The organism is Fuscovulum sp. (assembly GCA_035192965.1).
In the GTDB taxonomy this organism is placed as follows: Bacteria; Pseudomonadota; Alphaproteobacteria; order Rhodobacterales; family Rhodobacteraceae; genus Paragemmobacter.
The window spans coordinates 3,223,671-3,250,467 of sequence record CP136571.1; the positions used below are offsets into that span (position 1 = coordinate 3,223,671).

Sequence of the window (26,797 nt, forward strand, 5' to 3'; positions counted from 1 at the left end):
TCCGGCGTCTACGCGCCTGCCGATCGCTGGGCCCAGATGCGTCGGATATCGGCAGGCAGCGCGACGGGATCAAAGGGTTTGGTGATGCGCCCAAGCACGCCCATCTCCGCAAACTCGGCCTCCACCATGTCCATCGCCTTGGCCGTCATGAAGATGGCCGGGGTGCGCGCGAATTCCGGCTGCTCTCGCAGCGCCTTAAGCGTCTGCATGCCATTCATCTCGGGCATCATGTAATCCAGCAAGAACAGATCCGGTGCAAATGCAGCCGCATCGCTTATGGCCTGCGCGCCGGATGAACACTGCATCACCTCAAACCCGCCGAGATCGGCAAGCGCAAGGCGGGCAATCATCAAGATATCCTCATCGTCTTCGACGTGCAGGATGCGGTTCAATCCAGTCATCGGCACCCCCCGCAGCGCCAGGCATCCGGCTATCCCCAACCGTCGCCTATGTCAGAGGGTGACGATGGACTGACGCCGCGTCAATCACCCCATTCATAAATGTCTCCGGTTTCAGGGAACGGATTGTTTCTTTATTGATTTCAATCCACCCCGACGCTCGAAAATCGCGAAATACCGATGCTGCCCGCATCGCATGGCCAAGGGCGATCTTCCATTCCTGCCGTTACGTCAGCATGTCCTGATAGGCCGGATGTCCACCATGCAGCTTTGCCTCGCGCTGTCCCACTGTCAGCAGCGGCAACATCAAAGCAAACAGCTCGGCCTGCGAGGAAAGCCCGCAGCGCGCATATAATTGCTTGCGAAACACCTTCACCGTCTGGCCGCTGACGCCCAGCCGCAGCCCAATCGACACCGTCGAATGCCCGCGCAGGATCAGCAGTGCCACCTCGGCCTGCCGGGGCGAAAGCCGGATCCCATGCGCATCGCCCAGCGCACGCACCAACTGCGCCACCACATTTCCCGGCGCGGCAGACTCGGCCGATAACCCCCGCCAATGCGCCTCGGCCAAGGCGATGACCACCGGCGCAATGCGGTGGCACACTTCCACCTCGCGCGCCGTGAACGGCTGGCCCGATGCTGCATCCCGCCCAAGACACAGGTTCAGCGACACATTCTCCGCAGGATAGACCATGAAAGTGATCTCATCCAGCAGGGTCGTCTGCTGGTAATACTCGCTGTAATATCGGCTGCGGTGAAAGGCATCCGGCGCCACATCGCGCAGGCGGTACGCCCCGGCAGGCACCCCCGACATATGCAGATCGTGATAGGGGTCCAGCAGATAGGCCCCGGCCAGATAGGTATCATCCAGCTGCGAAAACACCTGCGGATGGTCGCTTTGCCGAAACAGCACCTGAGGCGGCCCCACATCGCGATAGGCCAGCACGATCAGGTTGTCCGGGGCCACACAGCGCCGAAACCAGCCCATCAAGGCGCTCTCGAACCCCGGCGCGCCGACACGGCGGATCACCTGCGCCAATTGCGCCTCGGCACTGTTCGGCAAGGGCTGCATCATACCTCTCTGGGGGTATATACCCCCGCTTCGCGTCAAACTTAACCTTTGACCCTAGTCCAAGGGGTATGGGGCCGCATGTCAACCGCCATCGACATCCGCAATGTGGTCAAACGCTATGGCACAACGACCGCCCTGCACGGCATTTCGCTGACCATATCTGATAACGAATTCTTCACCCTGCTCGGCCCCTCTGGCTGTGGCAAGACCACGCTTTTGCGCTGCATCGCCGGGTTCGAAGATGTGTCCGAAGGCGAGATACGCCTGTTCGGGGAAAACATCGCCGGGCTGGAGCCGAACCACCGCCCCGTGAACACCGTCTTTCAGCAATACGCCCTGTTTCCCCACATGTCCGTGCTCGACAATGTGGCCTTCGGATTGAAGATGAAGGGAATGGGCACCGATGACCGCCGCCGCCGGGCAGGCCAGATGCTAGAGATGGTCCACCTTTCCGCCTTCGCCGACCGCCTCCCCGCCCAGCTTTCGGGCGGCCAGCAGCAGCGCGTGGCGCTTGCCCGCGCGCTGGCCCCAGAGCCAAAGGTCCTTTTGCTGGATGAGCCTCTTTCGGCGCTCGATCTGAAACTGCGGCAGGCGATGCGGGTGGAACTGAAATCCCTGCAAGAAGAAACCGGCATCACCTTCATCTTCGTGACCCATGACCAGGAAGAAGCGCTGACCATGTCAGACCGCATCGCCGTCATGTCCCAAGGCCATGTCCAGCAGATCGGCACCGCCCGCGATATATACGAGGCCCCGGTCAACCGCTTCGTCGCCGATTTCATCGGTGAGACGAACCTTCTGGAAGTGACAGTCGACAAAATCAGCGGCGGTCAGGCCAGCATCACCCTGCCGGGCGGCCACAGGATCACCTGCCCGGCCGCCTCAGAAACCCTCGGTAAGCATCACCTGTCCATCCGCCCGGAACGTCTGTCCATCGCAGAGAATGGCGAGTTGGAGGTGACCGTCGAACGCGTGGTCTACCTCGGCACCGATCTGCAACTCCTGACCCGTCTCGGCACGGGCGAGGAATTCCATGTTCGCCTGCAAAATTCCGCCCGCATCGCCGTGCCCGCCCCCGGCACCCGCGTCGCCCTGCATCTAGAGGAAGGCGCGGCCCGCCTTCTGGCCGACTGATGGCCGGGCTCACCCCCCAAGGCGGCAAGGGCGGCGGAACAGGCTACCGCAACATCGTCGGGCCGTTGCTGCTGCCAACCTGGGCGATGATCGGTATTTTTCTTGTCATCCCCGTCCTGCTGATGGCCGTTTATTCCTTTCTTACCAAAGAATTCCGTGGCGGCGTGATCTGGGATTTCACGCTTGCCGCTTATGACCAGTTCTTCCTGAACCGTGGCCTATTCGGGGATGAACCGCCCACCATCGAATGGACCTATATCACCATCTTCTGGCGCTCGATTTGGCAGGCAGGCGTCGCCACAGTGATCTGCCTGATCGTGGGTTTTCCCACCGCATGGTTCATCGCGACCCGCCCCGCCCGCAGCCGCGCGGTCTGGCTGTTCCTGATCACGGTGCCCTACTGGGTGAATTTGCTGATCCGCACAGTCAGCCTAAAGTTCCTGATCCGCGACAACGGCCCCTTGAACGAAAGCCTCATGTCCATCGGGCTGATCGACGGGCCCCTGCCCCTCGTCAACACCAACCTCGCCGTGCAACTGGGGCTGTTCTACAGCTACCTGCCCTTCATGGTGCTGCCGATCTATGCGGCAGTCGAACGGTACAACTTCGCCCTGTCCGAGGCGGCGGCCGATCTTTACGCCAGCCGTTGGGTCACCTTGCGGGAAATCGTGCTGCCCGTAGTGAAACCCGGCATCATTGCGGGCTGCATCCTTGTCTTTGTCCCGTCGCTCGGCGCCTTCCTTGCACCCGATCTGCTGGGCGGGGCAAAGACCTTCATGATCGGCTCACTTATTGACGAACAGTTCCGCGGATCACAAGGCAACTGGCCCTTCGGCGCGGCTGCTGCGATGATCCTGATGACACTCGTCCTGATCGTGCTGCTGGCCTATGCCCGCGCGCAGGCCAAGGGAGAGGCGCGATGAAGGGCGTCCGCCACTATCCAGGTTTTCTGGCCATGGCGGTGGGCTGCCTTGTCATCCTTTACGCGCCCCTGATCGTGGTGACGATCTACAGCTTCAACGACTCCGCCTCGATCACCACATGGGGCGGGTTTTCCTGGCGCTGGTATGCAGATGTCTTCACCGGCCCCGAAGCCCCGCGCTTCAAGGCGGCTGCGTGGAACTCCCTCACCATCGCGCTGATCGCGGCCACCACGGCCACCGCGATTGCCGTCGCAGCCAGCGTCGCGATGATCCGGGGGGGGCGCTTCCGGGGCAAATCCGCCACTTTCGCGCTGATCAACCTGCCCCTCATGGTGCCCGAAATCGTCACCGCCGTGGCCTGCCTGATCTTCTTTTCCACCATCGGGCTGACCACCGGCTATATGACCATCCTCTTGGCCCATATCACCTTTTGCATCCCCTTCGCCTATCTGCCCATCGCCGCCCGCCTTACGGGCATCGAAGAAGTTTACGAACAGGCCGCCCGTGATCTTTACGCCAGCCGCGCACAGGCGTTCCGGCTGATCCTGATGCCCCTGATGATGCCCGGCATCATTTCGGGCTTCCTTCTCGCCTTCATCATCTCGCTTGACGATTTCATCATCACCAACTTCGTCAAAGGCGCTGGCATGGAAACCTTGCCCACCGCCATCTTCGGTTCGGTCAAGCAAGGCATCAAACCCAATATTATGGCGATCTCCACCATGATGCTTGCCGTGTCCGTGCTGTTCGTGACCCTATCCTACCTTGCCAACCGCATCGGGCAGAGAACCCGATCCTGAACCCAACGGGAGTCATCCATGAAAAAGCTGCTGACCACTGCCACCGCATTCGCCCTGCTCGCAGGCGCGGCCCAGGCCGAGGGAACCCTCTCGGTCTATCACTGGTTCGAATACATCCCGCAGGAACTGGTGGACAAATTCACCGCCGAGACCGGGATCGCCGTCACGATCGACACATATGACAGCAACGAATCCATGCTTGCCTCGCTCAAGGCGGGCAAGCTGGGCCAGTACGACGTCGCCGTTCCCGCCGATTTCATGGTGCAGATCATGGGTCAGGAAGGCATGCTCGATACCTTCACGCCCGAAGAAATGCCCAACTTCGCCAATATCGCCCCGCAATGGGTGGATGTCCCGTTTGACGCGGGCCGCAAATCCTCGATCCCCTATCAGTGGGGCTCAACCTCATTCTCCGTGAACCGCGATGTCTATGCGGGCGACATCTCCTCGCTCGGCATCATCTTCGATCCGCCCGCCGAATTGCAGGGCAAGATCAACGTGCTCGACAGCCAGAATGAGGTACTGATCCTCGGTTCGCTCTACCTCGGCATCCCGCAATGCTCGACCGACCGCGAACAGCTCAAGGCGCTGAACGACATGCTCTTGAACGCCAAGCAGCACTGGGCATCTTTCGGGTCTGACACTGCCAAGGACGTGCTGGTATCGGGCGATGCGGCGGCGGGCATGATCTATAATGGCTTCTCCGCCAAGGCCCGGGCCGAAGGCGCGAATGTCGAATATTCCTACCCCAAGGAAGGCCACGTCCTGTGGATGGACAACATGGTTCTGCTCAAGGACGCGCCCAACCGCGACAACGCGATCAAGTTCATGAATTTCCTGCTGGATCCTGAAAACGCCGCCGCCGTCACCAACTACGCCGCCTACACATCCGGCGTCGCGGGGGTAGAGCCGTTCCTCGATGACGCCATCAAGAACAGCCCGGAAAACAACCCGCCCGCAGATGCCACCCCGGGCGTCTTTGCCCAGGCCTGCGATGCGGAAACCCAGAAGCTCTATGATGCCATCTGGACCAACCTGAAAAAGTAACGTCAGCCCCGCGGGGGGCCAACCCGGCCCCCTGCACCCACCCAAGCACCGCACCCCCCTGCCCGCAGGGGACAGGAGGCTCCATGTCCTTTCCCATCGCTCTCTGGCAGGGCCCATCGCCCGGCGGATCGGATGACGTTGCCTTCGCCGCCCTCGACTCCGCGCTGCGCGCCGCCGCCGCGATGGGGGCGATCACCCTGGTCGCGCCAGAAATTTTCCTTCCCGGCTACAACCAGCCCGACATCCCCGCCCGCGCCCAACCGCGCGGCGGCCCTTGGCACCAGCGCCTAGCCACCCTCGCCCGCGCCCATGGCTGCGGCATTGTCATCGGCTATGCCGAACGTGACGGCGATGGCGTCTACAATTCTGCTGTCGCCCTCAACGCCGACGGGCGCGAGATCGGCCATTACCGAAAGGTACAACTTTTCGGCCCGCGCGAAAAATCCATCTTCGCACCCGGTGATGCAGTGTCCACCTTCGATCTTGGCGGCCTGCGCGCCGCCATGCTGATCTGCTATGACGTGGAATTCGCCCCCCTCGTCCGCTCTCTGGCCGAGGCCGGGGCAGACCTGATCCTTGTTCCCACGGCGAACCCCGAACCCAACACCCATGTCAGCCGGATCGTCGTTCCGGCCCATGCCATCAACCATTCCGTCACCATCGCCTATGCCAACTATTGCGGCACCGAGGGCGACATCACCTATTGCGGCGCCTCGGTCATCGCCGCCCCCGATGCAGCGATCCTCGCTTCTGCCGGCCCCGGCCCGGCCCTGCTGATCGCCGATATCGACCATCAGCCCGATCCCGCCCTGATGCAGACCCAGCTTCACGATTACCGCCCGCTCTGAGGTACACCATGCCCAAGGACACGCGCGACAGCCGCTATGACATCCTGTTCGAGCCCCTCCGCATCGGGCCGAAACTGGCCAAGAACCGTTTCTATCAGGTTCCCCACTGCAACGGCGGCGGCTACCGCGACCCATCAGCCGTGGTCGAAATGCGCCGGACCAAGGCCGAAGGCGGCTGGGGCGTGATCTTCACCGAACAGACCGAGATTCACCCCACCTCTGAGATCACCCCCTTTATCGAACAGCATCTCTGGGATGACCGCGACATCCCCGCGCTGGCCCGGATGGCCGAGGCGATGAAATCCCACGGCGCACTCGCAGGCATCCAGCTTGCTTATTCCGGCATCAACGGCCCCAACCTCTATTCCCGCGAAGTTCCCCTCGCCGTCTCGGGTGGCCCGATCCTGACCTTCACCTCTGATCCCGTGCAAGCGCGCACCATGGACCGGGAAGATATCCGCGACTTGCGCCGCTGGTTCCGCAACGCCTTTCGCCGGTCACAGACCGCAGGCTTTGACCTGATCTGCCTCTACGGCGCACATGGCTTTGGCATCCTGCAACATTTCCTTTCCCGCAACACCAATCACAGAACCGACGAATACGGTGGCAGCTTGGAGAACCGCGCCCGCTTCCTGCGCGAGATCGTCGACGAGGCGCGCGAAGAAACCAAGGGCGAGCTTGCCATTTCCCTGCGCCTTTCCTTGCACGAAGCAGGCGAGATGGGCTTTTCCAACACTGAACTCCGCGACTTCATCGAAATGCATGGCGACCTTCCCGATATCTGGGATCTCGCCCATGGCACGTGGGAAGCCTGCTCCGGCACCTCCCGCTTCAAACCCGAAGGCGCGCAGGAAGACCTTGTAAAGGGCATCAAGACGCTCACCAGCAAACCCGTCGTCGGCGTCGGCCGCTTCACCTCTGCCGATGCCATGGTGCGGCAAATCAGGTCCGGCGTACTCGATTTCATCGGCGCTGCCCGCCCCTCCATCGCCGATCCTTACCTGCCCAAGAAGATCAAGGAAGGCCGCTTCGACGACATCCGCGAATGCATCGGCTGCAACATCTGCGTCTCGGGCGACATGACCCAAGGCATCAGCCGCTGCACCCAGAACACCGCCTTCATGGAGGAATGGCGCAAAGGCTGGCACCCCGAACGGGTCCACCCCAAGGGAAAATCCGAAAGCGTGCTGATCGTGGGCGCAGGCCCGGCGGGGTTGGAGGCTGCGCATATCCTTGGCAAGCGCGGTTATCAGGTTACGCTGGCCGAGGCCACCACCACCCTTGGCGGCCGCGTCGCCCGTGAACGCATCCTTCCGGGCCTTTCCGCATGGGGCCGCGTGGCCGATTACCGCGCGGGCCAGATCGCCCCCATGCCCAATGTACAAACCTATCTCGACAGCCGCCTGACGCCCGATGACATCCTGTCTTTCGGCATCGAACATGTTGCCATCGCCACAGGCTGCCACTGGCGGCGCGATGCGGTGGCGCGCCTTCACCTCCACCCGATCCCCACCGATCCCAACATGCCGATCTTCACCCCGGATGATCTGATGGCAGGCGGCGGCCCCAAAGGCAGCAATGTCCTGCTTTACGACGATGACCATTTCTACATGGGCTCGGTCATGGCCGAACTTCTGGTCGCACGCGGCTGCACGGTGGATTTCGTGACCCCTGCGGTGAAGGTCGCCGAATGGACTGACAACACCCTTGAACAGGCCACGATCCAGCGCCGCCTGGCCGGCCTTGGTGTGCGCCTGCATCTGTCGCACGCGCCTGACCGGATCCACGCAACCGGGGCTGATGTCACCTGCACCTGGAACGACCAAACCCGCCAGATCGCCTGCGATGCTGTGCTGATGGTCACCGCGCGCATCCCAGAAGACGCCCTCTTCCATGACCTGAAGGCCCGCGACTGGAAAGGGGCAGGCATCGCCTCGCTCAAATTGATCGGCGATGCTGCCTCCCCCGGCCCCATCGCCTGGGCCACCTATGCCGGTCGGCGCTATGCCGAAGAACTGGATCAACCTGACATCGGCGATGCGCTTTCCTTCCGGCGCGAGATTGCGGCCCTCCTGCCACCCTCTCTTCTGACCCCATGATGGAAAAGTGAAATCATCAGTGCAAATTTGCTCCGCACGACGACAAATTTCGTTCGAATCTGAAAAGCAAGAAATCAGCTTGGATCAAGCCAAACGCCCTGCGTGAACCCCCGAACACCCCGCCGCAGCCTGTCGACACAGTCGACCGACTCATGGCGGCCTCTTTTGCCCCTTTGGCATACTTCTCGCAGCAGGGCTGGCACCTGCCCCAAAACACCACCCAAGCGTGCAACCCTCCCGGCAGTCGCCGCCAGATCATCTTTCCACGCCTATAACTTGCGTTGCAGACCGCTCGTCCATGACAGGGGTAGAATATCCGCCTGCGCCCAAGGGCCCTATTCCAGTGGCCAGAAAAAGGCACGCCGAACAATCGGCAGCGCCATGAGGCACAGGATCGTTTCCCTTGCAGAACTTGTCAAAGATTGCGCCGGATCAGGTCGCATCCACCCCCCGCTTCCGCCCGACGCGGCCCGAAATCCCGGCGCTCGCCCTTGCTCTGGGCGTGTCGCTGTTCATCATGGCGGCTCACAACCTCACCTTCTGGCACCGCGCCTGGATCGTCTTTGACGGCAATATCCGTCAGGTCGCCGGATGGGGCATCGCCGTCTGGATGCTCACACTGCTCACGGTGTCGTTCTTCGGCTTCCGCTGGCTTCTCAAACCCGTCGCAGCCTTCCTGCTGATCCTTTCGGCGGTGACATCTTATTACATGGACAGCCTCGGCATCATCATCGACCGCGAGATGATCCAGAACGCCATGCTCACGACGATGACGGAATCCAAACATCTTATTACCCTCGGGTTCCTCACGCATGTCGCGATCTGGGGCCTCTTGCCCGCTGCCGCCGTGCTGTGGGTCCGCATCCGCCCGACACCGCTGTTCACGAATATCTGGCGCTGGGCGCTCACGGTGATCCTGGCACTGGCCATCTTTGCCGGCGCGCTGTTCAGCGACTTCAAGGCTTATTCCGCCGTGGCCCGCGAACGCAAGGATGTGTTGGCCAGCTATCAGCCCGGCGCCGCCATCGCCGGGGCGGCGCGTTATTCCAAGATGATGCTGCGCACCAAAAACGTTACCGTGGCCCCGCTGGGTGCCGATGCGCGCAAGGGCCCGCTGATCACCGCCGCGGCCAAGCCGGTTCTGACCGTTGTCTTCGTGGGCGAAACCGCGCGGGCGCAGAATTTCGGCCTGAACGGCTATGACCGCCCCACCACCCCCGAACTGGCCCAGCGCGATGTTGTGAACTTCACCGACGTCTCCTCCTGCGGCACTTCAACCGCCGTGTCAGTGCCCTGCATGCTGTCGAACCTCACCCGCGACGGCTATTCCTATGACAATGGCATCCGGCAGGAGAACCTGACCGATGTCCTGTCCCACGCCGACATCGACGTTCTCTGGTGGGATAACAACACCGGCGACCAGGGCACCGCCGGCCGCGTGGCAAAGGCCCGCCGCATGACTGCTGCCGATGATCCCGCCGCCTGCGCACAGGGCGAATGCACCGATGCGGTCTTCCTGAACCCACTCAAACAGGCCCTGCCCACCCTGAAACGTGACACAGTCCTGTTCATTCACATGATCGGCAGCCACGGCCCCGCCTATTACCTCCGCTACCCAGCCGAGGCAGAGGTCTTCGCCCCCGCCTGCCGCACCGCCGAATTTGCCGATTGCACAACCGATGAAATCGTCAACGCCTACGACAACTCCATCCGCTTTACCGATCACGTCATCGCCCAGACGATCGACCTTCTGGCCGCGCAATCCGATGTCATTCCGGCCGTCTTCTTCCTGTCAGATCACGGGGAATCCCTTGGTGAAGATGGCCTCTACCTTCATGCCGCGCCCTATTTCCTTGCCCCGGACACGCAAACGCAGGTGCCGATGGTGATGTGGCTTTCCCCGCTCTATCAGCAGGAACTGAAGGTCGACCAAGCCTGCCTGAAGATCAAAGCTGATACGGAACTGAGCCAGGACAACGTCTTCCACACCGTCCTTGGCCTGATGGACGTGGTCACCACGGTGCGGGATGACAGTCTCGATCTTGCCACCACCTGCCGCAGCTGACGCCAGATCCGCGCGTCGGGGTCAGACGGCAACCCCGGCGCGCAGACCGTCAAAAACCGCCTCTTCCGCCGTGCGCGGGGCCAGACAATCGCCCGCCATGTGCAACTCGATCCCCAGCGCTGTCACAGCCTCTGACAGGTCATCCACCGGTTGGTGGCCAAGGCACAGCACCAGCGTGTCAACACCCTCCACCTCAACCGCCTCCCCCGACGGCACATGTTGCAGGAACACACTACCGCCAGCCGTGCCGAACAGCCGCATGTAAGGCCGCACCTCCACCCGCAAACGGTGCAACTCAGCAGCGATGTTGTCGCGCACATAGAGCGGCAGCACCTCACCCGCATGCAGCCCGTTGACTGCAAGTGTCACCGCGGACCCCGCCTTCGCCAGCCCCTCCGCCACGCCCGGACCGATCCAGTCGCAGCGCCAATCCGCAATCACCACCCGTGCGCCAACCTTCACCTCGCCGCGCAGCACCTGCCATGCGGTCACCACCTGCACCGTTCCATCTTGGGGCATGTCCGCTGGCACATGCGGCACCGCCCCCGTGGCCAGGATCACCGCATCCGGTCGCTCCGACGCCAGCAATTCAGCCGTCACTCGCTGCCCCCGGCGCACCCGCACTTGTGCAAGTTCCATCTCGCGCAGCAGGTTGGTGACGATCCCGCCGAACTCCGCCCGCCTTGGCAACAACTGCGCCAACAGCGCCTGCCCACCCGGTTGCGCCGCCGCCTCATAGAGCGTGACCGCATGCCCGCGCTTCGCCGCCGTCACGGCGGCCTTCATCCCCGCCGGGCCACCGCCCACAACCATCACCCGCTTCTGCCGCGGCGCAGGCACAAACTGCCCGTAAACCAGTTCCCGCCCCGTCTCAGGATGCTGGATGCAGGACACCGGCAAACCCTTGTGGAAATGCCCGATACAGGCCTGATTGCAGCCGATACAGGCGCGGATGTCGTCCACCGCCCCCCGCGCCGCCTTGGCGGGCATCTCCGGATCGGCGATCAACGCCCGCGTCATGCCACAGACATCCGCCAGCCCCGCGGCCAGAATGGCCTCGGCTTCCTGCGGCTGGTTGATCCGCCCGGCCACAAAGACCGGCACTTTCAACGCCTTGCGGAACGCCCCTGCATCCGGGGCCACATAACCCGGCGCATAGGCCATCGGCGGCGCAATATGAACCGCCCCCCCGACCGAGGCTGATGTGCCTGTCGTCACATTCACATAATCAAGGTCCGCCTCCAGCGCGACACAGGCCGCCTGCGCCTCCTCCCCGGTCAGCCCCTCATCATCCCGCTCGCCCGCGCTGATCCGCAGCCCGATGACAAAATCCTCGTCCGTCTGCGCGCGGATGGCCTGCAGCACCTCGCGCAGGAACCGCAGCCGCCGCTCCTCATCCCCGCCATAGCCATCACTGCGCCGGTTCACCCGGGGGTTCAGGAACTGCGCCGGCAGATAGCCATGGCTTGCCACCACCTCCACCCCGTCCAGTCCCGCCGCCCGCATCCGCCGCGCCGCCGCCGCATAGCCCGCCACGATCTCATCAATCAACGGCAGGGTCAGGGCGCGCGGCATCACATGGAACCGCTCATTCGGGCTGACGGATGGCGCATAGGCCACTGCCAGCAGCCCATCCGCGCTTTCCATGATTTCGCGCCCCGGGTGAAACAGCTGTGAAAACACCGTCACCCCTTCGGCATGCAGGGCATCCGCCAGCCGCCGATAGCCGGGAATACACGCATCCGTCGTCGCCATCAGCAGATGCGATGTATAGCGCGCCGTCTCATGCACCCCTGCCACCTGCGTCACGATCAGCCCGACACCACCCCGCGCCCGCGCCAGATGATAAGCGATCAGCGCTTCATTGACCGTGCCATCCACCGGCAGCACGGTGTCATGCCCGGTCGACATGATCCGGTTGCGCAGGGTTGCGCCGCGAATGCGCAACGGCGCGAAAAGATGCGGAAATCCCGTCCCTGATCGCGTCTGTTCCTCCGGCATGTCATGGCTCCAGTTCCCGCTGCGCCCTTTGCTACACCGCCCCGCCCGCCCGCGCCAATCCGCGGGCGACGCCACCTTGCTCCGGCGCGACGGTACGACCGCCCGGAATCTCGCCGGTCAATGTCCGACTTCGCCGATGCAGCACAGAACACCGTCACGCAAAAGACGCGTCACCCGTGGCCGTCCTCTTGCCCCTCCGCCTCGCCCTGCGTCCAGAACTGCACCAGCAGCATCGTCATCGTGGCGGCCAGCGGGCCAAGGATGAATCCCGGCGCGCCAAACAGGACAAGGCCGCCAATGATCGAAATGAACGCAGGGATGGTGTGCAGGCGCAGACGGTTGCCCACGAACATTGGCCGCAGCACGTTGTCGATGCTGCCAACCACAATCCCGCCCCAGGCGGCCAGAACCAGCGCGCGCGCCCAACTTCCATCCAGCAAAAGCAGGATCGCCGCCGGGATCCAGACGATAAAGGCCCCAAGCACCGGCACGATGGACAAAAGCCCCATCACCAAACCCCACAGCAAAGGCGTGGGCAAACCCAGCGCCCAGAACATCAATCCGCCCAAACTGCCCTGAACTGCCGCAACAGCCAGCGTCCCGTAGACTGTCGCATGCACCGTTTCCTCCACGCGCCGCAGCACCTGCTCTGTCTCGGGCCGTGTCAGCGGCAACCAGGTCAGGATCATCGCCCTTGCCGCCAGCCTGTCGCGCAGAAAGTAGAACAACAGGTAAAAGGTGATGAACACCTCAACCACCTGCAACAACGACCCGCGAACAAAACTCGCTCCCAGATTGCTCAGCCAGGTCGCAATGCCCGACATCATCGACGGCAGATCGAACTGCCGGTCAATCCAGGCCCCAAACGGCGCAAGGGCAGGATGGCTGTCAAGCAGCGACTGAAGCTCGCCGCCCTCCACCCGCGCCTGAAGTGCCTGAATGCCAGAGGCCGCTTCCGTGATCAGCCGTTCAACGACGAAAACGGCAGGCACGACGACGACAACCATCACGATGGCCGTCGAAAGCAGCGCCGCGATATTGGGATGCCGCACGAACCTTTCGATCCGGGCATGGAGCGGCGCAAACAGGATGGCCAGGGTCAGCGCCCAGGTGATGGCCCCAAGGAAGGGCCAGGCCACAAGCAGACACAAAAGAATGCCCGCAGCACTGGCAATGGCCAATGAAAGACGCCTGATGCGACTGCGGCGGGGGGATGGGGCGGATGCTGGCAACAGGCGTTCCTGCATGACTTGAGTTGATGTTACCCCCGCATCGCAATCATCGCCTTGATGCAGGTTACCGTTCTTCTCACCCAGGTCGCGCTGATCGGATTCGCCCTACGAATGCCGGCAGCCAAGCCTGGGTGATCCAGATCAATACAGGCACAGGTCCTGCGGCCTATGCATTGATCCTGAACAAAGGCGCGCCAGATTTTCATGGAACCTGCTCTGCTTCTCGACCCTCCGATCCTGAACCTTGTCAGCGCCGTCGCTGTCGGGGCCCTGATCGGCGCGGAACGGGAACGGCGCAAAGGCGAAGGCCCGGCACGCGCCCCGGCCGGGATCCGGACCTTCACCATCACCTCTCTGTCGGGGGCCGTGGCCTTCTCACTCGGGGGCATCGGCCTTCTCGCCGTTCTGACCGGCAGCGTCGCGATCATGGTCGCCATCTCGTATTGGCGGGCGCAGGATCAGGATCCGGGACTAACCACGGAAATCGTCCTCGTCCTGACGGCGCTTCTTGGTGGCATGTGCATGCAATCGCCCCAGACAGCCGCCGCAATCGCCGTTGCGGTGACGGTCCTGCTCTACACCAAGGCATGGCTGCATAACCTTGTCATCACGGTGATATCCAAGGCCGAACTCGACGACGCCCTGATCTTTGCAGCGGCGACGCTTGTTGTCCTGCCGCTTGTGCCAAACCGGCCAATGGGCCCTTACCTTGCGCTCAATCCGCACTCGATATGGGTCGTGATCGTGCTGGTCATGGCAATCAGCGCAGCAGGGTATGTAGCGGTGCGCCTATTCGGGGCACGGTTCGGATTGCCGCTGGCCGGGGCCATCTCGGGTTTCATCTCCAGCGCAGCCACCATCGGCGCGATGGGATCGCGGGCCAAGAAATCCAAAGACCTGCTTTCAGCCTGCGTCGCGGGCGCGGTCCTGTCGACCGTCGCCACGATAGCCCAGATGGCGCTGGTCGTTGGGGCCACCAGCATGCCCACCCTGATCGCCCTGTCGGGGCCGCTGCTTCTGGCCGGGGTCGTCGCTGCGGTCTATGGTCTGGCTTTCACGCTTCTTGCGGCCCGCAATGCGGGGGGTGATACAGTGCAGACTGGCGGCGTCTTCAGCCTGAACACAGCCCTCGCTTTCGGCGTCATCCTTGGACTGGTTCTCCTCATCTCGGCGGGTCTCCAAACACGGTATGGTGACACAGGCGTGCTTCTCGCTGCGGCGATCGCCGGATTGGTGGACACGCATGCCGCGGGAATATCAGTGGCAACGCTTGTGGCCTCCGGCAAAATCATCCCGCAGGATGCCGTTCTCCCCATCCTCGCTGGCTTGACCTCAAACACTCTGACAAAGATCGTCATGGCCGCCACCAGCGGCGGCTGGCCCTTCGCGCTCCGCGTCGTGCCCGGTCTGATCCTTGTCACACTAGCGGCCTGGGTCGGCCTCTATCTGCCCCTGGTCTGAAACTGACCGGGCCACCCGCCAGACCGACAGTCGCCAAGCTACCCACCTGCGCAGGGCGGAAACGAAACACTTGTTCTCCAACAGAAAAACGGCCTGCACCTCTTGCAGGCCGGCGGCCAAATGGGAGCCCAAGCCGACTTTTCCGCCTCTGTCAGCCGAACACCAGCCCACCATCCACAATCAGGTTCTGCCCGGTCACAGCCCGCCCCCAAGGCGAGGCGAAAAACAGCACGGCATCCGCCAGATCCTCTGGCGACGTGACCCGCCCCAATGGGGTTTGGCTGGCAACGATATCGAACACAGCCTCCGGCGTGGCGCGGCTTGCATCCGTCGTGCGCAGCAACCCGCCCGACACCATGTTGACGGTCACACCCAACGGACCAAGCTCTTTCGCCGCCGTGCGCGTCAGCGCAAGCAGCGCGCCTTTGGCGGCAGTATAGTCGTGATAGGGCACGACGGGGTTCTGCATCAGATTGGTGCCGATTGTGATGACCCGCCCGAACCCCTGCGCTGCAAAATGCGGCCGCAACACCTGCATGCAGTTCAGCGCGCCCCCTACGGCAGTCTGGGCCTGCGCCGCGATCTCGGCCCAGGTCAGGCTGTCCAGATGCGACCGCGCATCCCCGTTGAACGAAAAATCCGCCAGCGCATTATGCACCAGCACATCCGGTGCTCCGAAGGTTTCGCTGATGCGCGCCACCATCGCCGCAACCTGCGCAGGATCGGTGACGTCTGCCGCAAAGGCAGCAGCACGCGGCCCGATCTCGGCTGCCAAGGCCTGCGCCTTTGCTTCGCTGTTGCGATAGTTGATGGCAACGCGCGCCCCTTCACGGGCAAAAGCACGGGCAATGGCCGCACCAAGGCCACGGCCAGCGCCAGTCACAAGAACGGTCAATTCGGAAAGCGGGCGCGTCATGGGGTATCTCCTTCAAAGAAGGCGTGGAAATGGTGGGTGGGGCCATGCCCATGACCGACGGTCAGCGCATCCGCCGTGGCGATCGCGCGGGCGACATAGGCTTTGGCGGCATTCGCCGCCTCGGCAAGCGGCAGGCCAAGGCCAAGCTGCGTCGCAAGCGCGGATGACAGGGTGCATCCCGTCCCATGCGTCTTGTGCGAAGCATGCCGTATCCCCGGCAACCATGTGGTGGCCTCTGCCGTGACCAGCAGGTCCGGACACTCACCCCCCGGCAAATGCCCGCCTTTCAGCAGCACCGCCCGTGGCCCCAGCGACAGCAACGCCTGCGCCTGCGCCGCCATTCCTTCCAGCGATACGGCCTCCGGCTGGGCCAGAAGATCGGCCGCTTCAGGCAGATTCGGCGTGATGACCGTGGCCAGCGGCACGGCGGCGCGCAATGCGGCAACCGCCTCGGCCATCAACAAACGATCCCCGCTCTTGGCAACCATGACCGGGTCAAGCACCACCGGCACATCCAGCCCGGCCAGCGCCGCAAAAACAGCCTCAACCATCGCAGCGGTGCCAAGCATCCCGATCTTGACTGCATCAATCCGGATATCGGCCCGCAAGGCCGCGATCTGCCGGACGACAAACCCCGGATCGATCATCTGAACCGCTGCAACGCCTTGAGTGTTCTGCGCGGTCAAAGCCGTGATCACAGCCATCGCATAGCCGCCATTGGCGGAAATGGCCTTGATATCGGCCTGAATGCCTGCCCCACCCGAAGGGTCAGAGCCGGCGATGGACAGTGTATTGGGGATCATGCCATCCCCCATTCCGCAACCAGTGCGGCTGTGGCGGCTTCCGGGTCCACCGCGCGCACCACCGCCGAAACCACCGCCAGACCTGCGGCACCCGCCGCCCGCACCGCCGCCGCATCGCCCGGGCCGATACCGCCGATGGCATAGGTCGGCAGCCGCGCCTCTGCGATGATCGCCGCCAGCCCGTCAAACCCGATGGGCGCGGCATGATCGGGCTTGGTGGCGGTCGCGCGCACGGGGCCCGCGCCGATGTAATCGACCAACCCGCGCGGGATGCCCCTCGCCTGTCGAACCGTTTCGATCGATAGCCCCAGCAGCATACCTGGCGGCATCCGCCGCCGGATCGCGGCCGCGTCGCCATCCCCCTGCCCTATATGCAAACCATGCGCGCCCGTGCTCAGCGCGACGTCCACCCGATCATTCACGATCAGCCTTGCCCCCAAGGCCGCAACGCGCGGGATCAGCCCGGCAACCAGCGCCGCAAGGTCGGCATCCGACGCATGCTTGTCGCGGATCTGAATCAGGGCCGCCCCCCCGCGCGCCGCAGCCAGCGCCTGTTCGGCGACAGGCAGACCAGCCCCGGGATCAGTGATCACATAAACCGGCCAAATCATGCGCGTCCCACCCTTGCGTCCCGGCTCAACGCATCAGGCGTCAGGGCGTGCAGCGTATCCAGAAAGGCCACCTGAAAACTGCCCGGCCCATGGGCCAGCGCTGCCGCCCGCTCGCCCGCCAGCCCGTAACAGGCCATCGCCGCCACCGTCGCCTCAAGCGGGCGTTGTCCCACCACAAAGGCGGCGATCACCCCATTCAGCGAACACCCCAGCGCGGTGACACAAGGCATCAGCGCATGGCCGTTGAACACGCGCAGAGCTTCCGCCCCATCCGTGATGAAATCCACCGGGCCAGATACGGCCACGACCGCGCCTATCCGTCGGGCCAGTTCGCGCGCAGCCTCTTCGGCCGCCTCGACCGGATCGGTCGCATCCGCCCCGCGCCCCTTGGCCCCGATTCCCGCCAAAGCCATGATTTCCGACGCATTTCCGCGAATGACCGCAGGCCGCAGCGCTAGCAGCCGACGACAGACCTCTTGCCGAAAGCGTGTCGCCCCGACACCAACAGGATCCAGCACCCAAGGCCGACCCGCGGCCACCATCGCCGCCGCGGCCAATTCCATCGACTCGGCCCACGGCGCATCCAGCGTGCCAATATTGATGCTCAGCGCCTGCGCCAGCCCGGCAAACTCGGCCACCTCTTCGCGGGCATGCACCATGGCAGGCGATGCCCCCACCGCCAGAAGCACATTCGCCATGACATTCATGGCCACATAGTTCGTGATGTTGTGCACCAATGGCGCGGTCGCGCGCATCCGATGCAGATAGTCGCCGCAGTTTTCCATCTTGTCCTCCCGCCCACGCAGGAGGCCGAGGACAGATGCCCAGCCAAGAATGGCAAAACGCACCCGCCGCGGACTCCCTACGCCAGCATGATCTGGTTCAGGTTCAAAGGGTGCTTCTCAGCCCGGTGTCCCGGACGCCCCTGTCGCAGCGCGAAAGTCCAAGCAGCGCCAGAAAATGTCAAGAAGCGCGCGGCACTTGGCCCATGAAAAAAGAACCCCGCGCATCGACCACTGGCCGCCTCAAAACAATGCCAGCCGGGCCCTTATCGTGGAGATAACTGTCCAAAGCAGCCAATTTCGCTCAACCTTCCCGTGGAGTTTTCAGAAAATCGGCATGGGTTCGGGCAAGGTTGGCCAACCAACCACGCAGTCCCCGGGAAGGATCGATCAAAGCAAGAAGTGGCGGTGCTGTCAGACGAATGCGAACCAGTCTCCGTTTCTCAATCCCACCTTTCGATCAGGCAGTTAGAAAGCCGTGCCAATCGGCAATAGCAGCGGCGCGGGTCTGCTTGTCGGTGTTGCGGCACTGCAGGTGGCGCTCCTTTGGAAAGTGGTTGTGGACTGAGGCATCGACCGAGGCGAACTTCAGTGGCGTTCGCATGCGCCGGAACCGCAACATCGCCGGATCTCTTCGTCCGAAAGGGAGGTGCGGGTTCTCGGCAAGGTAGTAGAACCAGTGACCGATATCGCAACAATCGCCGCGTCCACTGCAGAGCATCACCGCTAGGCGAATGAGCTAAGGGACAGTCTTATTGTAGCGAAAGGGCGAACGTTTTACCACGCGGCCTAGTCAAAGCGACGGCTTGTCATGCGGCAAGCAATGTTCTTCTGAAAGCGCTCCTTCCATCAATGAGACTGACATGGCAGCTTTAACTAGTGCGAGCTTCAACGCGCATTTATGAGCTTTGACATACCTGCGGCTGCAAGGTCTTCCTGACCCCTTTCGACTGCGTTTATCACCTCGTAATACTCTGCTTCCACTGCTTGGGCGAGACCTTCGGGGGGTGCCCTGCCGTCACTTGTTAAGCGCCTTTGAACTGCGACCGCGATGCCGAATTCCATGATGGAAGAAGCCGCTCGCAGGAAGGGATTGCCAGAGGCCTCGGTCAACAGGCGGTGGATTTCGAAGAGGGCAAGGGCAAAAGGTTCAGGCTGATGCGCCAGCACGGATTGCTGGTTCAGCCAGTAATGCATCAGCCGCAGATGTTCTGCTTCTCGGTTTCGGGCGGCGAGGCGGGCGGCTTGTAGCTCGAGGCTTTCGCGGATCACGTCGAAGGCGGCCAGAAAGGCGGGGGAGGGACCGCTTTCGAGCTTCCAGGAAAGCACTTGCCGGTCAAACAGGTTCCAGCGTGATTGTGGCAGCACGCGGGTGCCGACCTTGGCCCGTGCCTCGACAAGGCCTTTCGCCTCCAGCGTTTTCAACGCCTCTCGCAGCACGGTGCGCGAGACACCGAAGCGATCCATCATTTCGGCGTCACCCGGCAGGCTTGAGCCCACGGGCATCTCGCCTGCGACGATCGCGCGCCCAACCTCGTTTATCACATAGGAATGGAAGTTCCGCGCCGATTGCCGCCCGGAGAGCGTGCGGATCAGGCTCCCGGGTTCGCTCATCTCATCAGATCCAAGGGCTTAGTTGCGTCGCGTCCCGGCCCGGAAGACGAGCCGTTGCAACACGATGAACATAAACAAAAGCACGCCGACGACAATCTTGGTCCACCAACTCGACAAGGTTCCATCAAAGACGATGTAGGTCTGCACCAGTCCTTGTAGCATCACGCCGATGAAGGTGCCTGCCACAAAGCCATATCCGCCCGTCAAAAGCGTGCCGCCAATCACCACGGCGGCGATGGCATCAAGCTCTACCCCCAAGGCATTCAGTGAGTATCCGGCCGAGGTATATAGCGAAAATACAACACCGGCGAGGCCTGCAAGACCGGAGGAAAGAGCGTAGATCGCAATCGTCGTCCGCGCCACGGGCACGCCCATCAGCGCGGCAGAAGTTTCCGATCCACCAAGCGCATAGACGTTGGACCCGAAGCGCGTGCGATGTGCCAGAAGAATGGCCGCGGCAAAGACGGCCAACATGATCATGCCAATCACCGTCAGACGCCCCCCCCCCGGCATCAGGATGTAGCTTTTGGAAACGGATGAGAAAAACTCGTGCTGGATTCCGATGCTGTCGGGCGAAAGGACCGATGCCCCGCCTCGCGCCAGGAACATGCCCGCCAGAGTGACAATGAAGCTTGGGACCCGCAGGTAATGGATCGCCGCCCCCATGATCGCCCCAAACAGAGCGGCTACGGTCAGAGCAATGGCAAAGGCCAGTAGCGGATGCAGATTCAGCCACATGATCAGCACGGCAATCAGCACGGTCGTAAAGCCGATAACCGCACCCACCGAAAGGTCGATCCCACCCGACAGGATCACGAAGGTCATCCCAACCGCAGCGATCCCCATAAAGGCGTTGTCGGTCAGGAAATTGCCCAAAACGCGAGTGGACAGCATCCCGGGGTGCTGGATCACGGCCAGAAGATAGGCGAACAGAAAGATTGCCGTGGTGGCAAGAAGCGGACGCAGGCTGCGGTTCATTGTGGATTTCCGGGGCGGCCGTCAGGACGGCGGCGGAACACCCGCGCCGAAAGCGGCGATTGCAGGACAAGGATGACGATGATCACGGCCGATTTGACTACGAGGTTGAATTCGGGCGAGAAGCCCGAAATGAGGATGCCGGTGTTCATCGCCTGGATGATCATCGCACCCAAAACAGCCAGCGGGATCGAAAACCGCCCCCCCATCAGCGACGTGCCACCAATGACCACGGCGAGGATGGCGTCCAACTCCAGCCAGAGGCCGGCATTGTTTGCGTCTGCCCCGCGAATGTCACCGGCCACGATGAGGCCCGCAATGGCGGCGCAGAAGCCGGCAAAGGTATAGACGATCAGCAAAAGCGTTCCCGCAGAAAGCCCGGCAAACCGCGCCGCAGACCGGTTCACCCCGACCGCCTCGATCAACAGGCCCAAGGCGGTGCGCCGCACGATCAGGGTGGCAACGATCATCAGAACAATCGCAATAACCACCGGCGTCGGAAGTCCAAGTATTGATCCGGTACCAAGAAAGACCAGAAGAGGATCGGCAAAGGTGACGATGGACCCTTCGGTTATCAGTTGCGCCAGCCCTCGCCCCGCGACCATAAGCACCAGCGTGGCGATGATGGGCTGAATGTCCAGACCCGTTACGAGGATGCCGTTCCACAACCCGCAAAGAAGCCCAGCGGCCAGAGCCGCCAGCACGGCGACAGTGGCAGGAACCCCCGAACTGACCAGCGTTGCCGCAACGGCACCAGAGATCGCCATGACTGCGCCGACCGACAGATCGACACCCTTGGTCGCGATGACGGCCGTCATGCCAATGGCCAGTATTGCCACCGGGGCCCCCCGGTTCAGAACATCAATCAGGCTGCCGAACAGTCGTCCATCTTGCCATGTGATGGTGAAAAAGCCGGGAAACAGAAGCCAGTTCACGAGCAACACCGCGACCAGCGCGATGACCTGAGGTCGTGTAAAGAAGGTATATATGGGTCGTGCAGGCGGATGCGGCGGCTGACTGCTGGGCCGGATGTCGGCGGTGGGGCGGGTCATGCATTGGTCTCCCTTGGCGCGCCGGCAATGGCCTGAACAATCCCATCCGGCGCAATCGCATCGCCAGCCAGTTCGGCCACCATTTCCCGGTCGCGCATGACGACCACGCGGTTGGAATAGGCCACCACTTCATCCAGTTCGGACGAAATGACGAACAGCGCCAACCCCTCCTCTCGCAGTCGATTGATGGTTCGGACAATTTCGGCATGGGCACCCACGTCGATGCCGCGGGTCGGCTCGTCTAGGATCAGAAAGGTTGGATCTATGGCCAACCAGCGCGCAAGGATGACCTTTTGCTGATTGCCGCCCGACAACAGCCGCACTGGCATGTCGTGATTGGCTGCGCGGATATCCAGCGCCTCTGCATAGCGCCCTGCGAGTTCAATCTGGTCATCGCGGTTCAATGTGCGGAACCAGCCCAGCTTGGCCTGCAGGGCGATGATGATGTTCTCGCGGACGGAGAGATCGCCAAAGATGCCGTCCAGCTTGCGGTCCTCGGGGCAGAAGCCGAACCCTGCGGCAACAGCTTGGGCAGGGTTGCGGATCGTCATGGCCTTGCCCTTGACCACAACCTCGCCTTGATCGGCAGTATCGACGCCAAACATCAGGCGGGCAACTTCGGTTCGGCCAGATCCAAGCAACCCCGCCACCCCGACGACTTCGCCCTCATGGATGGCAAGATCGAACGGTGACATGTCCTTGCGGCCGAGGCCTTTGAACTGGACATGCACGTCTCCGCGCGCGGCCCCGCCCAGCGCTGATGGATGGTGGTCGAAGGCCACATCCTTGCCCAGCATCATTCGGACGACGTCGGTGGTGCTTAGCGTGTTCAGCGGTTGCGTTACGATCTTGCGACCGTTGCGCAGGATCGTCACCCGGTCGGCCAGATCAAAGACCTGATCCAAGAAATGGGTGATGAAGATGATGCTCAGACCCTGGTCACGCAGATTGCGAACAACCTCGAACAGACGTTGCACTTCGTTCCGGTCAAGGCTGGCGGTTGGTTCATCCAGCACCAGCACCTTGCCGGACAACTCCACCGCACGGGCGATGGCGACGATCTGCTGCACTGCGACAGAAAACTCCGACAGTTCCGCCCGCACATCGATAGCGAGGCCGTAGCGGGCCAGCAAGTCGCGGGCAAGGTCTTCGCTGCGGCGGCGGTCGATCAGGCCGAAACGGGTGGGTTGGCGGCCAAGGAAGAGGTTCTCCGCGACCGATCGGTTCGGCAACAGGTTGACCTCTTGATAGACCGTGCCGATGCCATAGCTTTGGCCATGCAGCGGGTCACGCAGGTGGATCGGTTCTCCGTCGAGCAGCAACGCGCCGCTGTCCGGCTGATAGGCCCCGGTCAGGATCTTGATCAAGGTCGATTTCCCGGCGCCATTCTCACCCAGCAGGGCATGCACCTCGCCTGCGTTGGCGGTGAAATCCACTGTGTCCAGTGCCCGGTGCTGCCCAAAGACTTTGACGATCCCGCGCGCCTCTAGAACCGGCGTCTTGTCTGTGTCGGACATGGCCGCCCCCCCTTGCCATTCTTTCCTGTGACTGTCCGCTTATCATGCGGATAAAGCAATTCCGCCGGGCGGCGGTGTGACGCCACCGCCCGACGAGGCCTCGGGGAGGACACCTAGTAGCCGAGGCCTTTGCGACGGTCGTATTCACCCTGCGGGTCATCCGCGGGGGTATAGAGCTTGGATTCCGTGATGATGAACTTCTCGGGCACGGTGCCCGCATCCCAGTAGGCTTGCAGCGCTTCGAAGGCAGGGCCTGCCATGTTGGGGGTCAACTCGACGGTGGCATTTGCTTCACCAGCTACCATCGCAGCAAAGATATCGGGCACTGCGTCGATCGAAACGACCAGAATATCCGACCCTGGCTTCAACCCGGCATCCTTGATCGCCTGGATCGCACCGACGGCCATGTCATCATTGTGGGCGTAAACTGCACAGATATTCGCACCACCACCTTCGGCCTTCAGGAAGCCTTCCATCACTTCCTTGCCTTTGGAGCGGGTAAAATCACCCGTCTGGCTGCGAATGATCGCAAGGTTTGCCTTGCCGGCCAGAGCCTCTTCAAACCCCTGCTTGCGGTTGATCGCGGGGGATGAACCGACGGTGCCCTGCAATTCGACAACATTGCACTGTTTGTCGCCCACGGCACCTACCAGCCATTCCCCGGCAACGCGGCCTTCCTTCACTTGGTCGGAGGCGACCGAGGTCAAGTACAAGTCCTCTGGTGCTTCAATCCCACGGTCCAGCAGAACGACGGGGATGTTCGCTTCTTTCGCTTCGGTCAGCACCTCTTCCCAACCGGTCGCGACCACAGGGGCCACGAGGATGGCGTCGACACCCTGGGCCACAAAGCCTCGGATCGCTTTGATCTGGTTTTCTTGCTTTTGCTGAGCATCGGCAAACTTCAGATCAATACCCCGCGCCTCGGCCTCGGCCTTGGTGACGCTGGTTTCTGCAGCACGCCAGCCGGATTCAGACCCGATCTGCGAGAAGCCGATGACTTTTCCGTCCAGGCCCTCGGCCCATGCAGTTGACAGCAACAAGCCACCAACCCCCGCGCCGAGCGCGAGAGATTTTAAAAGCTTCATGTAATCCTCCCATGGATTCTGACGCCAACCTCTCCTCAGGGTGGCTGAACGCAACGGTATCAAAAGTAATACTATATGCAACATTCCTGTTCGGCTGATGCCTGGTTGCAGAATTCCGTGGAATAGCTTTGACCACTTTGCCAGGTTATCCTGATGAGAATATTAGATATTCTAGGCGTCGGGTTCGGCCTCGGCTGGGCCGTCTAGCTCTGGCAACTGAGTTGTCCGACGGAATTGAACGGGTGTTCAGGTACTAGAAATCTCTTCTTTGGGATCAGAGTTTGCCAAGAACCGCTCAGAGAAAACGAGAGTCGAATCAGTCCATCTTGAGCTTGAACAGTGCGGCAATTGTTGTGAGGTCCTGAACTCATCCATCTGAAACCAGCGCCAGTGCGGACTTGTCCGACGCTTTTGGAGCCCGAGCTATCCACTCTTGTCGGCGGCTTCGCGGAGATCGGCCTCCATGAAATGCGCGAGCTGATCAGCAAGAGCCTTCTGGAAGGCTGGCCTTTCAAGCGCCTTCGTCGATGCTGTCAGACTAATGCGAACCCGTCTCCGCTCGCCCTACCCATGGTTTCCGTCATGCAACGAGGAGGCCGCGCCACTCGGCAAGAGCGGCGGCGCGGTTGGCCTTGTAGTGGTCGCGCGAGGCAAGCGATCTCTCCTGGTTGAAGTGGTTGCAGACGGAGGCGCGGACGGTTGCGAACTTCTGCAAGCTTCGCATGCGCCGGAACCGCAGCATTGCTCTCTCCCGCCTTCGGAAGGGCAGATGCGAGTTCTCTGCCCGGTTGTTGGCCCACCGCGCAATCTCGCGGTCATCGCCACGGCCCAGGTCTTTTAATGCTGCTCCATATGAGCGCAGCTTGTCAGTGACAATTGTCTCCGGTCGCCCATGCCGGCGCATGGATTTCTTCATGAACTTCAATGCAGCTTTACGATCCCGGCTCTTGGTCACATAGCTTTCGAGAACTTCGCCCTCGTGATCCGCCGCCCTCCAGAGGTAGTGCATCTCACCGTTGATCATCACGTATATCTCGTCGAGGTGCCACTACCACTTGCGGCATTGGCTCATTTGATCGACGCGTCTTCTGCGGATCTCAGCCGCGAAGATCGGGCCGAAGCGGTTCCATCAGTAACGCACTGTCTCGTGGCAGATCTCGATGCCGCGTTCGTGTAGGAGATCCTCGACGTTCCGCAGCGAAAGAGGGAAGCGGATGTAGACCATCACCGCCAAGCGAATGATCACGGGGCTGGTCTTGAAGTAGCGGAAGGGTGAGTGTTGGGTCATGTCAGGAGGGTATCTGGGCAAACTGGTCCCCTCAAGCCGGTTTCCTCTGACACTGCCCCGACGCCCGCAAAGAGATCGCAGCTTTGTTATTTCAACCCGACCAAATCCTTCGCAGATTGTTCATCTGTGATTAGGGTCGTTGGCTGCAATGTCTGGATCGCCGCTTGAAGGGCGACACGTTTTTCTTTGCCGCCCGATATCAACACCCGTTCGCTTGCGCGCCTCAGAACAGACAAATTAACCGAGATCACGCGTTCGTTGACTTCGTGCGCGACAAGGCGACCGCTCGCGTCGATGAAGTTATACAGTACATCCCCCACCGCCCCGGCTTCGATTAATGATCTGCGGTCAGACTCGGTGATGTAGCCCGTGCGGTAACTGGTCGTAAGGGTGGTAATTCCGCCAACCGAGAGTAGGGCCACATCCAATCTTTCCGCCATCTCGAATATCGCCGAAAGGCCGCAGCGTTCTAGAAGTGCATGTTTGGTTTCGGAGCTGTCCACGACGGCGGGCGCGGGGATCAGAAAGCCTTCGGCCTGAAACAATTCCGCGAATTGCCACGCGAACTCGGCCGGGTTGAAGCGCCGTGCTGCCGCAATCCCGCCAAGCAACGAAACGACGCGGAAATCTTCCAGCGTTTCGCCGGAAATGAAGGGCAGGGTGTTGTAGAGGGTGCGGCCCCAACCGACGCCCACGGTCATACCGGATTTCATCAGGCCTGAGATGAAATTGCCTGCCGCTGCGGCAATCACCTTAACCGGGTCACCCTCTGGATCGGCAAAGGGGGCGATGATCACACGGGCGATTTCATGACGGGTTTCGACAGCGCGTTCCAGTTCCACGAGATCCGCCAGCGGGGACGAAACAATCACCCGCACTTCGTTGCGCCGGCGTGCGTCCGCCAGCAAGCGCACAACCATGACTCGGCTGATGCCAAGCTGGACGGCAATGTCGTTTTGCGTGCTGCCTTCGACATGATAAAGCCAGACTGCCCGTGAACGCAGGCGGTCTGTTTCACTTTGCGGGGCAGATGCCGGATCGGCAGGCTGCATGACATGTCCCTTGGTTGCGCAT

The 26,797-nt window shown here is 62.0% G+C and carries 22 protein-coding genes, 1 pseudogene and 1 riboswitch; of the genes and pseudogenes, 8 read left to right on the forward strand and 15 right to left on the reverse strand.

The window, feature by feature from the left end; translation table 11 throughout:
• Positions 1–8: 8 nt before the first annotated feature.
• Together RSE12_15750 and RSE12_15755 are read right to left on the reverse strand one after the other, a co-directional pair.
• Positions 9–401 carry a response regulator gene (locus tag RSE12_15750; protein WRH61809.1) on the reverse strand — a complete coding sequence of 131 codons (393 nt, stop codon included), beginning with the start codon at positions 399–401 and terminating at the stop codon, positions 9–11.
• 223 nt (positions 402–624) lie between these two features.
• The gene (locus RSE12_15755) at positions 625–1,473 is read right to left on the reverse strand and encodes a helix-turn-helix transcriptional regulator (GenBank protein WRH61810.1); all 849 of its coding nucleotides are present in this window, start codon (positions 1,471–1,473) and stop codon (positions 625–627) included.
• Positions 1,474–1,548: 75 nt separating this feature from the next.
• Here RSE12_15755 and RSE12_15760 point away from each other — a divergent pair, with 75 nt between their 5' ends.
• From RSE12_15760 to RSE12_15790, 7 genes are all read left to right on the forward strand, one after another.
• Positions 1,549–2,604 carry an ABC transporter ATP-binding protein gene (locus RSE12_15760; protein ID WRH61811.1) on the forward strand — a complete coding sequence of 352 codons (1,056 nt, stop codon included), beginning with the start codon at positions 1,549–1,551 and terminating at the stop codon, positions 2,602–2,604.
• A complete protein-coding gene (locus RSE12_15765; GenBank protein ID WRH61812.1) occupies positions 2,604–3,527 on the forward strand; it encodes an ABC transporter permease in 924 nt (307 codons plus the stop codon). The genes RSE12_15760 and RSE12_15765 overlap by 1 nt, the downstream gene beginning before the upstream one ends.
• Positions 3,524–4,327 (forward strand): ABC transporter permease, encoded by an 804-nt coding sequence (locus RSE12_15770; GenBank protein ID WRH61813.1) that lies wholly within the window; start codon positions 3,524–3,526, stop codon positions 4,325–4,327. Before RSE12_15765 ends, RSE12_15770 begins: the two co-directional genes overlap by 4 nt.
• 18 nt (positions 4,328–4,345) lie before the next feature.
• Complete coding sequence (locus tag RSE12_15775) at positions 4,346–5,374, forward strand: extracellular solute-binding protein (GenBank protein ID WRH61814.1); 1,029 nt, start codon at positions 4,346–4,348, stop codon at positions 5,372–5,374.
• Between the two features lie 83 nt (positions 5,375–5,457).
• The gene (locus RSE12_15780) at positions 5,458–6,222 is read left to right on the forward strand and encodes a carbon-nitrogen hydrolase family protein (GenBank protein ID WRH61815.1); all 765 of its coding nucleotides are present in this window, start codon (positions 5,458–5,460) and stop codon (positions 6,220–6,222) included.
• An 8-nt stretch (positions 6,223–6,230) separates the two neighbouring features.
• Positions 6,231–8,321, forward strand: a complete 2,091-nt coding sequence (locus RSE12_15785; GenBank protein ID WRH61816.1) for an FAD-dependent oxidoreductase — start codon at positions 6,231–6,233, stop codon at positions 8,319–8,321.
• A gap of 403 nt (positions 8,322–8,724) precedes the next feature.
• Positions 8,725–10,386 carry a phosphoethanolamine--lipid A transferase gene (locus RSE12_15790; GenBank protein WRH61817.1) on the forward strand — a complete coding sequence of 554 codons (1,662 nt, stop codon included), beginning with the start codon at positions 8,725–8,727 and terminating at the stop codon, positions 10,384–10,386.
• Positions 10,387–10,407: 21 nt separating this feature from the next.
• On the opposite strand, the gene RSE12_15795 is transcribed toward RSE12_15790, so the two are convergent.
• Complete coding sequence (locus RSE12_15795) at positions 10,408–12,387, reverse strand: FAD-dependent oxidoreductase (protein ID WRH61818.1); 1,980 nt, start codon at positions 12,385–12,387, stop codon at positions 10,408–10,410.
• Between the two features lie 170 nt (positions 12,388–12,557).
• The gene (locus tag RSE12_15800; GenBank protein ID WRH61819.1) at positions 12,558–13,526 is read right to left on the reverse strand and encodes an AI-2E family transporter; all 969 of its coding nucleotides are present in this window, start codon (positions 13,524–13,526) and stop codon (positions 12,558–12,560) included.
• Between the two features lie 297 nt (positions 13,527–13,823).
• Here RSE12_15800 and RSE12_15805 point away from each other — a divergent pair, with 297 nt between their 5' ends.
• Positions 13,824–15,080, forward strand: coding sequence for an MgtC/SapB family protein (locus tag RSE12_15805; protein WRH61820.1), 1,257 nt, complete (start codon positions 13,824–13,826; stop codon positions 15,078–15,080).
• Positions 15,081–15,231: 151 nt separating this feature from the next.
• Here the strand turns inward: RSE12_15805 and RSE12_15810 are convergent, their stop codons facing one another.
• The 11 genes and pseudogenes from RSE12_15810 to RSE12_15860 form a co-directional block, all read right to left on the reverse strand.
• The gene (locus tag RSE12_15810) at positions 15,232–15,996 is read right to left on the reverse strand and encodes a 3-oxoacyl-ACP reductase (protein WRH61821.1); all 765 of its coding nucleotides are present in this window, start codon (positions 15,994–15,996) and stop codon (positions 15,232–15,234) included.
• The gene (thiD, locus tag RSE12_15815; GenBank protein WRH61822.1) at positions 15,993–16,799 is read right to left on the reverse strand and encodes a bifunctional hydroxymethylpyrimidine kinase/phosphomethylpyrimidine kinase; all 807 of its coding nucleotides are present in this window, start codon (positions 16,797–16,799) and stop codon (positions 15,993–15,995) included. Before thiD ends, RSE12_15810 begins: the two co-directional genes overlap by 4 nt.
• The gene (gene thiE, locus RSE12_15820) at positions 16,796–17,410 is read right to left on the reverse strand and encodes a thiamine phosphate synthase (protein ID WRH61823.1); all 615 of its coding nucleotides are present in this window, start codon (positions 17,408–17,410) and stop codon (positions 16,796–16,798) included. The genes thiD and thiE overlap by 4 nt, the downstream gene beginning before the upstream one ends.
• A complete protein-coding gene (gene thiM / locus RSE12_15825) occupies positions 17,407–18,195 on the reverse strand; it encodes a hydroxyethylthiazole kinase (protein WRH64843.1) in 789 nt (262 codons plus the stop codon). Before thiM ends, thiE begins: the two co-directional genes overlap by 4 nt.
• A 56-nt stretch (positions 18,196–18,251) precedes the next feature.
• Positions 18,252–18,347, reverse strand: a riboswitch (TPP riboswitch).
• A 733-nt stretch (positions 18,348–19,080) separates the two neighbouring features.
• Complete coding sequence (locus RSE12_15830) at positions 19,081–19,806, reverse strand: FadR/GntR family transcriptional regulator (protein WRH61824.1); 726 nt, start codon at positions 19,804–19,806, stop codon at positions 19,081–19,083.
• A gap of 18 nt (positions 19,807–19,824) precedes the next feature.
• Complete coding sequence (yjfF, locus tag RSE12_15835; GenBank protein WRH61825.1) at positions 19,825–20,784, reverse strand: galactofuranose ABC transporter, permease protein YjfF; 960 nt, start codon at positions 20,782–20,784, stop codon at positions 19,825–19,827.
• Complete coding sequence (locus tag RSE12_15840) at positions 20,781–21,833, reverse strand: ABC transporter permease (GenBank protein WRH61826.1); 1,053 nt, start codon at positions 21,831–21,833, stop codon at positions 20,781–20,783. Before RSE12_15840 ends, yjfF begins: the two co-directional genes overlap by 4 nt.
• Positions 21,830–23,350, reverse strand: coding sequence for a sugar ABC transporter ATP-binding protein (locus RSE12_15845; GenBank protein ID WRH61827.1), 1,521 nt, complete (start codon positions 23,348–23,350; stop codon positions 21,830–21,832). The genes RSE12_15840 and RSE12_15845 overlap by 4 nt, the downstream gene beginning before the upstream one ends.
• Before the next feature lie 113 nt (positions 23,351–23,463).
• A complete protein-coding gene (gene ytfQ / locus RSE12_15850) occupies positions 23,464–24,435 on the reverse strand; it encodes a galactofuranose ABC transporter, galactofuranose-binding protein YtfQ (protein ID WRH61828.1) in 972 nt (323 codons plus the stop codon).
• Between the two features lie 580 nt (positions 24,436–25,015).
• Positions 25,016–25,723, reverse strand: a pseudogene (locus RSE12_15855) (IS6 family transposase).
• An 86-nt stretch (positions 25,724–25,809) separates the two neighbouring features.
• A complete protein-coding gene (locus tag RSE12_15860) occupies positions 25,810–26,775 on the reverse strand; it encodes a sugar-binding transcriptional regulator (GenBank protein ID WRH61829.1) in 966 nt (321 codons plus the stop codon).
• Positions 26,776–26,797 lie beyond the last annotated feature (22 nt).

What these genes read in the sequence shown, in the direction of transcription:
- RSE12_15750 (WRH61809.1), bottom strand. Translation starts at nt 401, where the DNA reads ATGACTGGATTGAACCGCATCCTGCACGTCGAAGACGATGAGGATATC.
- RSE12_15755 (WRH61810.1), bottom strand. Translation starts at nt 1,473, where the DNA reads ATGATGCAGCCCTTGCCGAACAGTGCCGAGGCGCAATTGGCGCAGGTG.
- RSE12_15760 (WRH61811.1), top strand. Translation starts at nt 1,549, where the DNA reads ATGTCAACCGCCATCGACATCCGCAATGTGGTCAAACGCTATGGCACA.
- RSE12_15765 (WRH61812.1), top strand. Translation starts at nt 2,604, where the DNA reads ATGGCCGGGCTCACCCCCCAAGGCGGCAAGGGCGGCGGAACAGGCTAC.
- RSE12_15770 (WRH61813.1), top strand. Translation starts at nt 3,524, where the DNA reads ATGAAGGGCGTCCGCCACTATCCAGGTTTTCTGGCCATGGCGGTGGGC.
- RSE12_15775 (WRH61814.1), top strand. Translation starts at nt 4,346, where the DNA reads ATGAAAAAGCTGCTGACCACTGCCACCGCATTCGCCCTGCTCGCAGGC.
- RSE12_15780 (WRH61815.1), top strand. Translation starts at nt 5,458, where the DNA reads ATGTCCTTTCCCATCGCTCTCTGGCAGGGCCCATCGCCCGGCGGATCG.
- RSE12_15785 (WRH61816.1), top strand. Translation starts at nt 6,231, where the DNA reads ATGCCCAAGGACACGCGCGACAGCCGCTATGACATCCTGTTCGAGCCC.
- RSE12_15795 (WRH61818.1), bottom strand. Translation starts at nt 12,387, where the DNA reads ATGCCGGAGGAACAGACGCGATCAGGGACGGGATTTCCGCATCTTTTC.
- RSE12_15805 (WRH61820.1), top strand. Translation starts at nt 13,824, where the DNA reads ATGGAACCTGCTCTGCTTCTCGACCCTCCGATCCTGAACCTTGTCAGC.
- RSE12_15810 (WRH61821.1), bottom strand. Translation starts at nt 15,996, where the DNA reads ATGACGCGCCCGCTTTCCGAATTGACCGTTCTTGTGACTGGCGCTGGC.
- thiD (WRH61822.1), bottom strand. Translation starts at nt 16,799, where the DNA reads ATGATCCCCAATACACTGTCCATCGCCGGCTCTGACCCTTCGGGTGGG.
- thiE (WRH61823.1), bottom strand. Translation starts at nt 17,410, where the DNA reads ATGATTTGGCCGGTTTATGTGATCACTGATCCCGGGGCTGGTCTGCCT.
- thiM (WRH64843.1), bottom strand. Translation starts at nt 18,195, where the DNA reads ATGGAAAACTGCGGCGACTATCTGCATCGGATGCGCGCGACCGCGCCA.
- RSE12_15830 (WRH61824.1), bottom strand. Translation starts at nt 19,806, where the DNA reads ATGAGCGAACCCGGGAGCCTGATCCGCACGCTCTCCGGGCGGCAATCG.
- yjfF (WRH61825.1), bottom strand. Translation starts at nt 20,784, where the DNA reads ATGAACCGCAGCCTGCGTCCGCTTCTTGCCACCACGGCAATCTTTCTG.
- RSE12_15840 (WRH61826.1), bottom strand. Translation starts at nt 21,833, where the DNA reads ATGACCCGCCCCACCGCCGACATCCGGCCCAGCAGTCAGCCGCCGCAT.
- RSE12_15845 (WRH61827.1), bottom strand. Translation starts at nt 23,350, where the DNA reads ATGTCCGACACAGACAAGACGCCGGTTCTAGAGGCGCGCGGGATCGTC.
- ytfQ (WRH61828.1), bottom strand. Translation starts at nt 24,435, where the DNA reads ATGAAGCTTTTAAAATCTCTCGCGCTCGGCGCGGGGGTTGGTGGCTTG.
- RSE12_15860 (WRH61829.1), bottom strand. Translation starts at nt 26,775, where the DNA reads ATGCAGCCTGCCGATCCGGCATCTGCCCCGCAAAGTGAAACAGACCGC.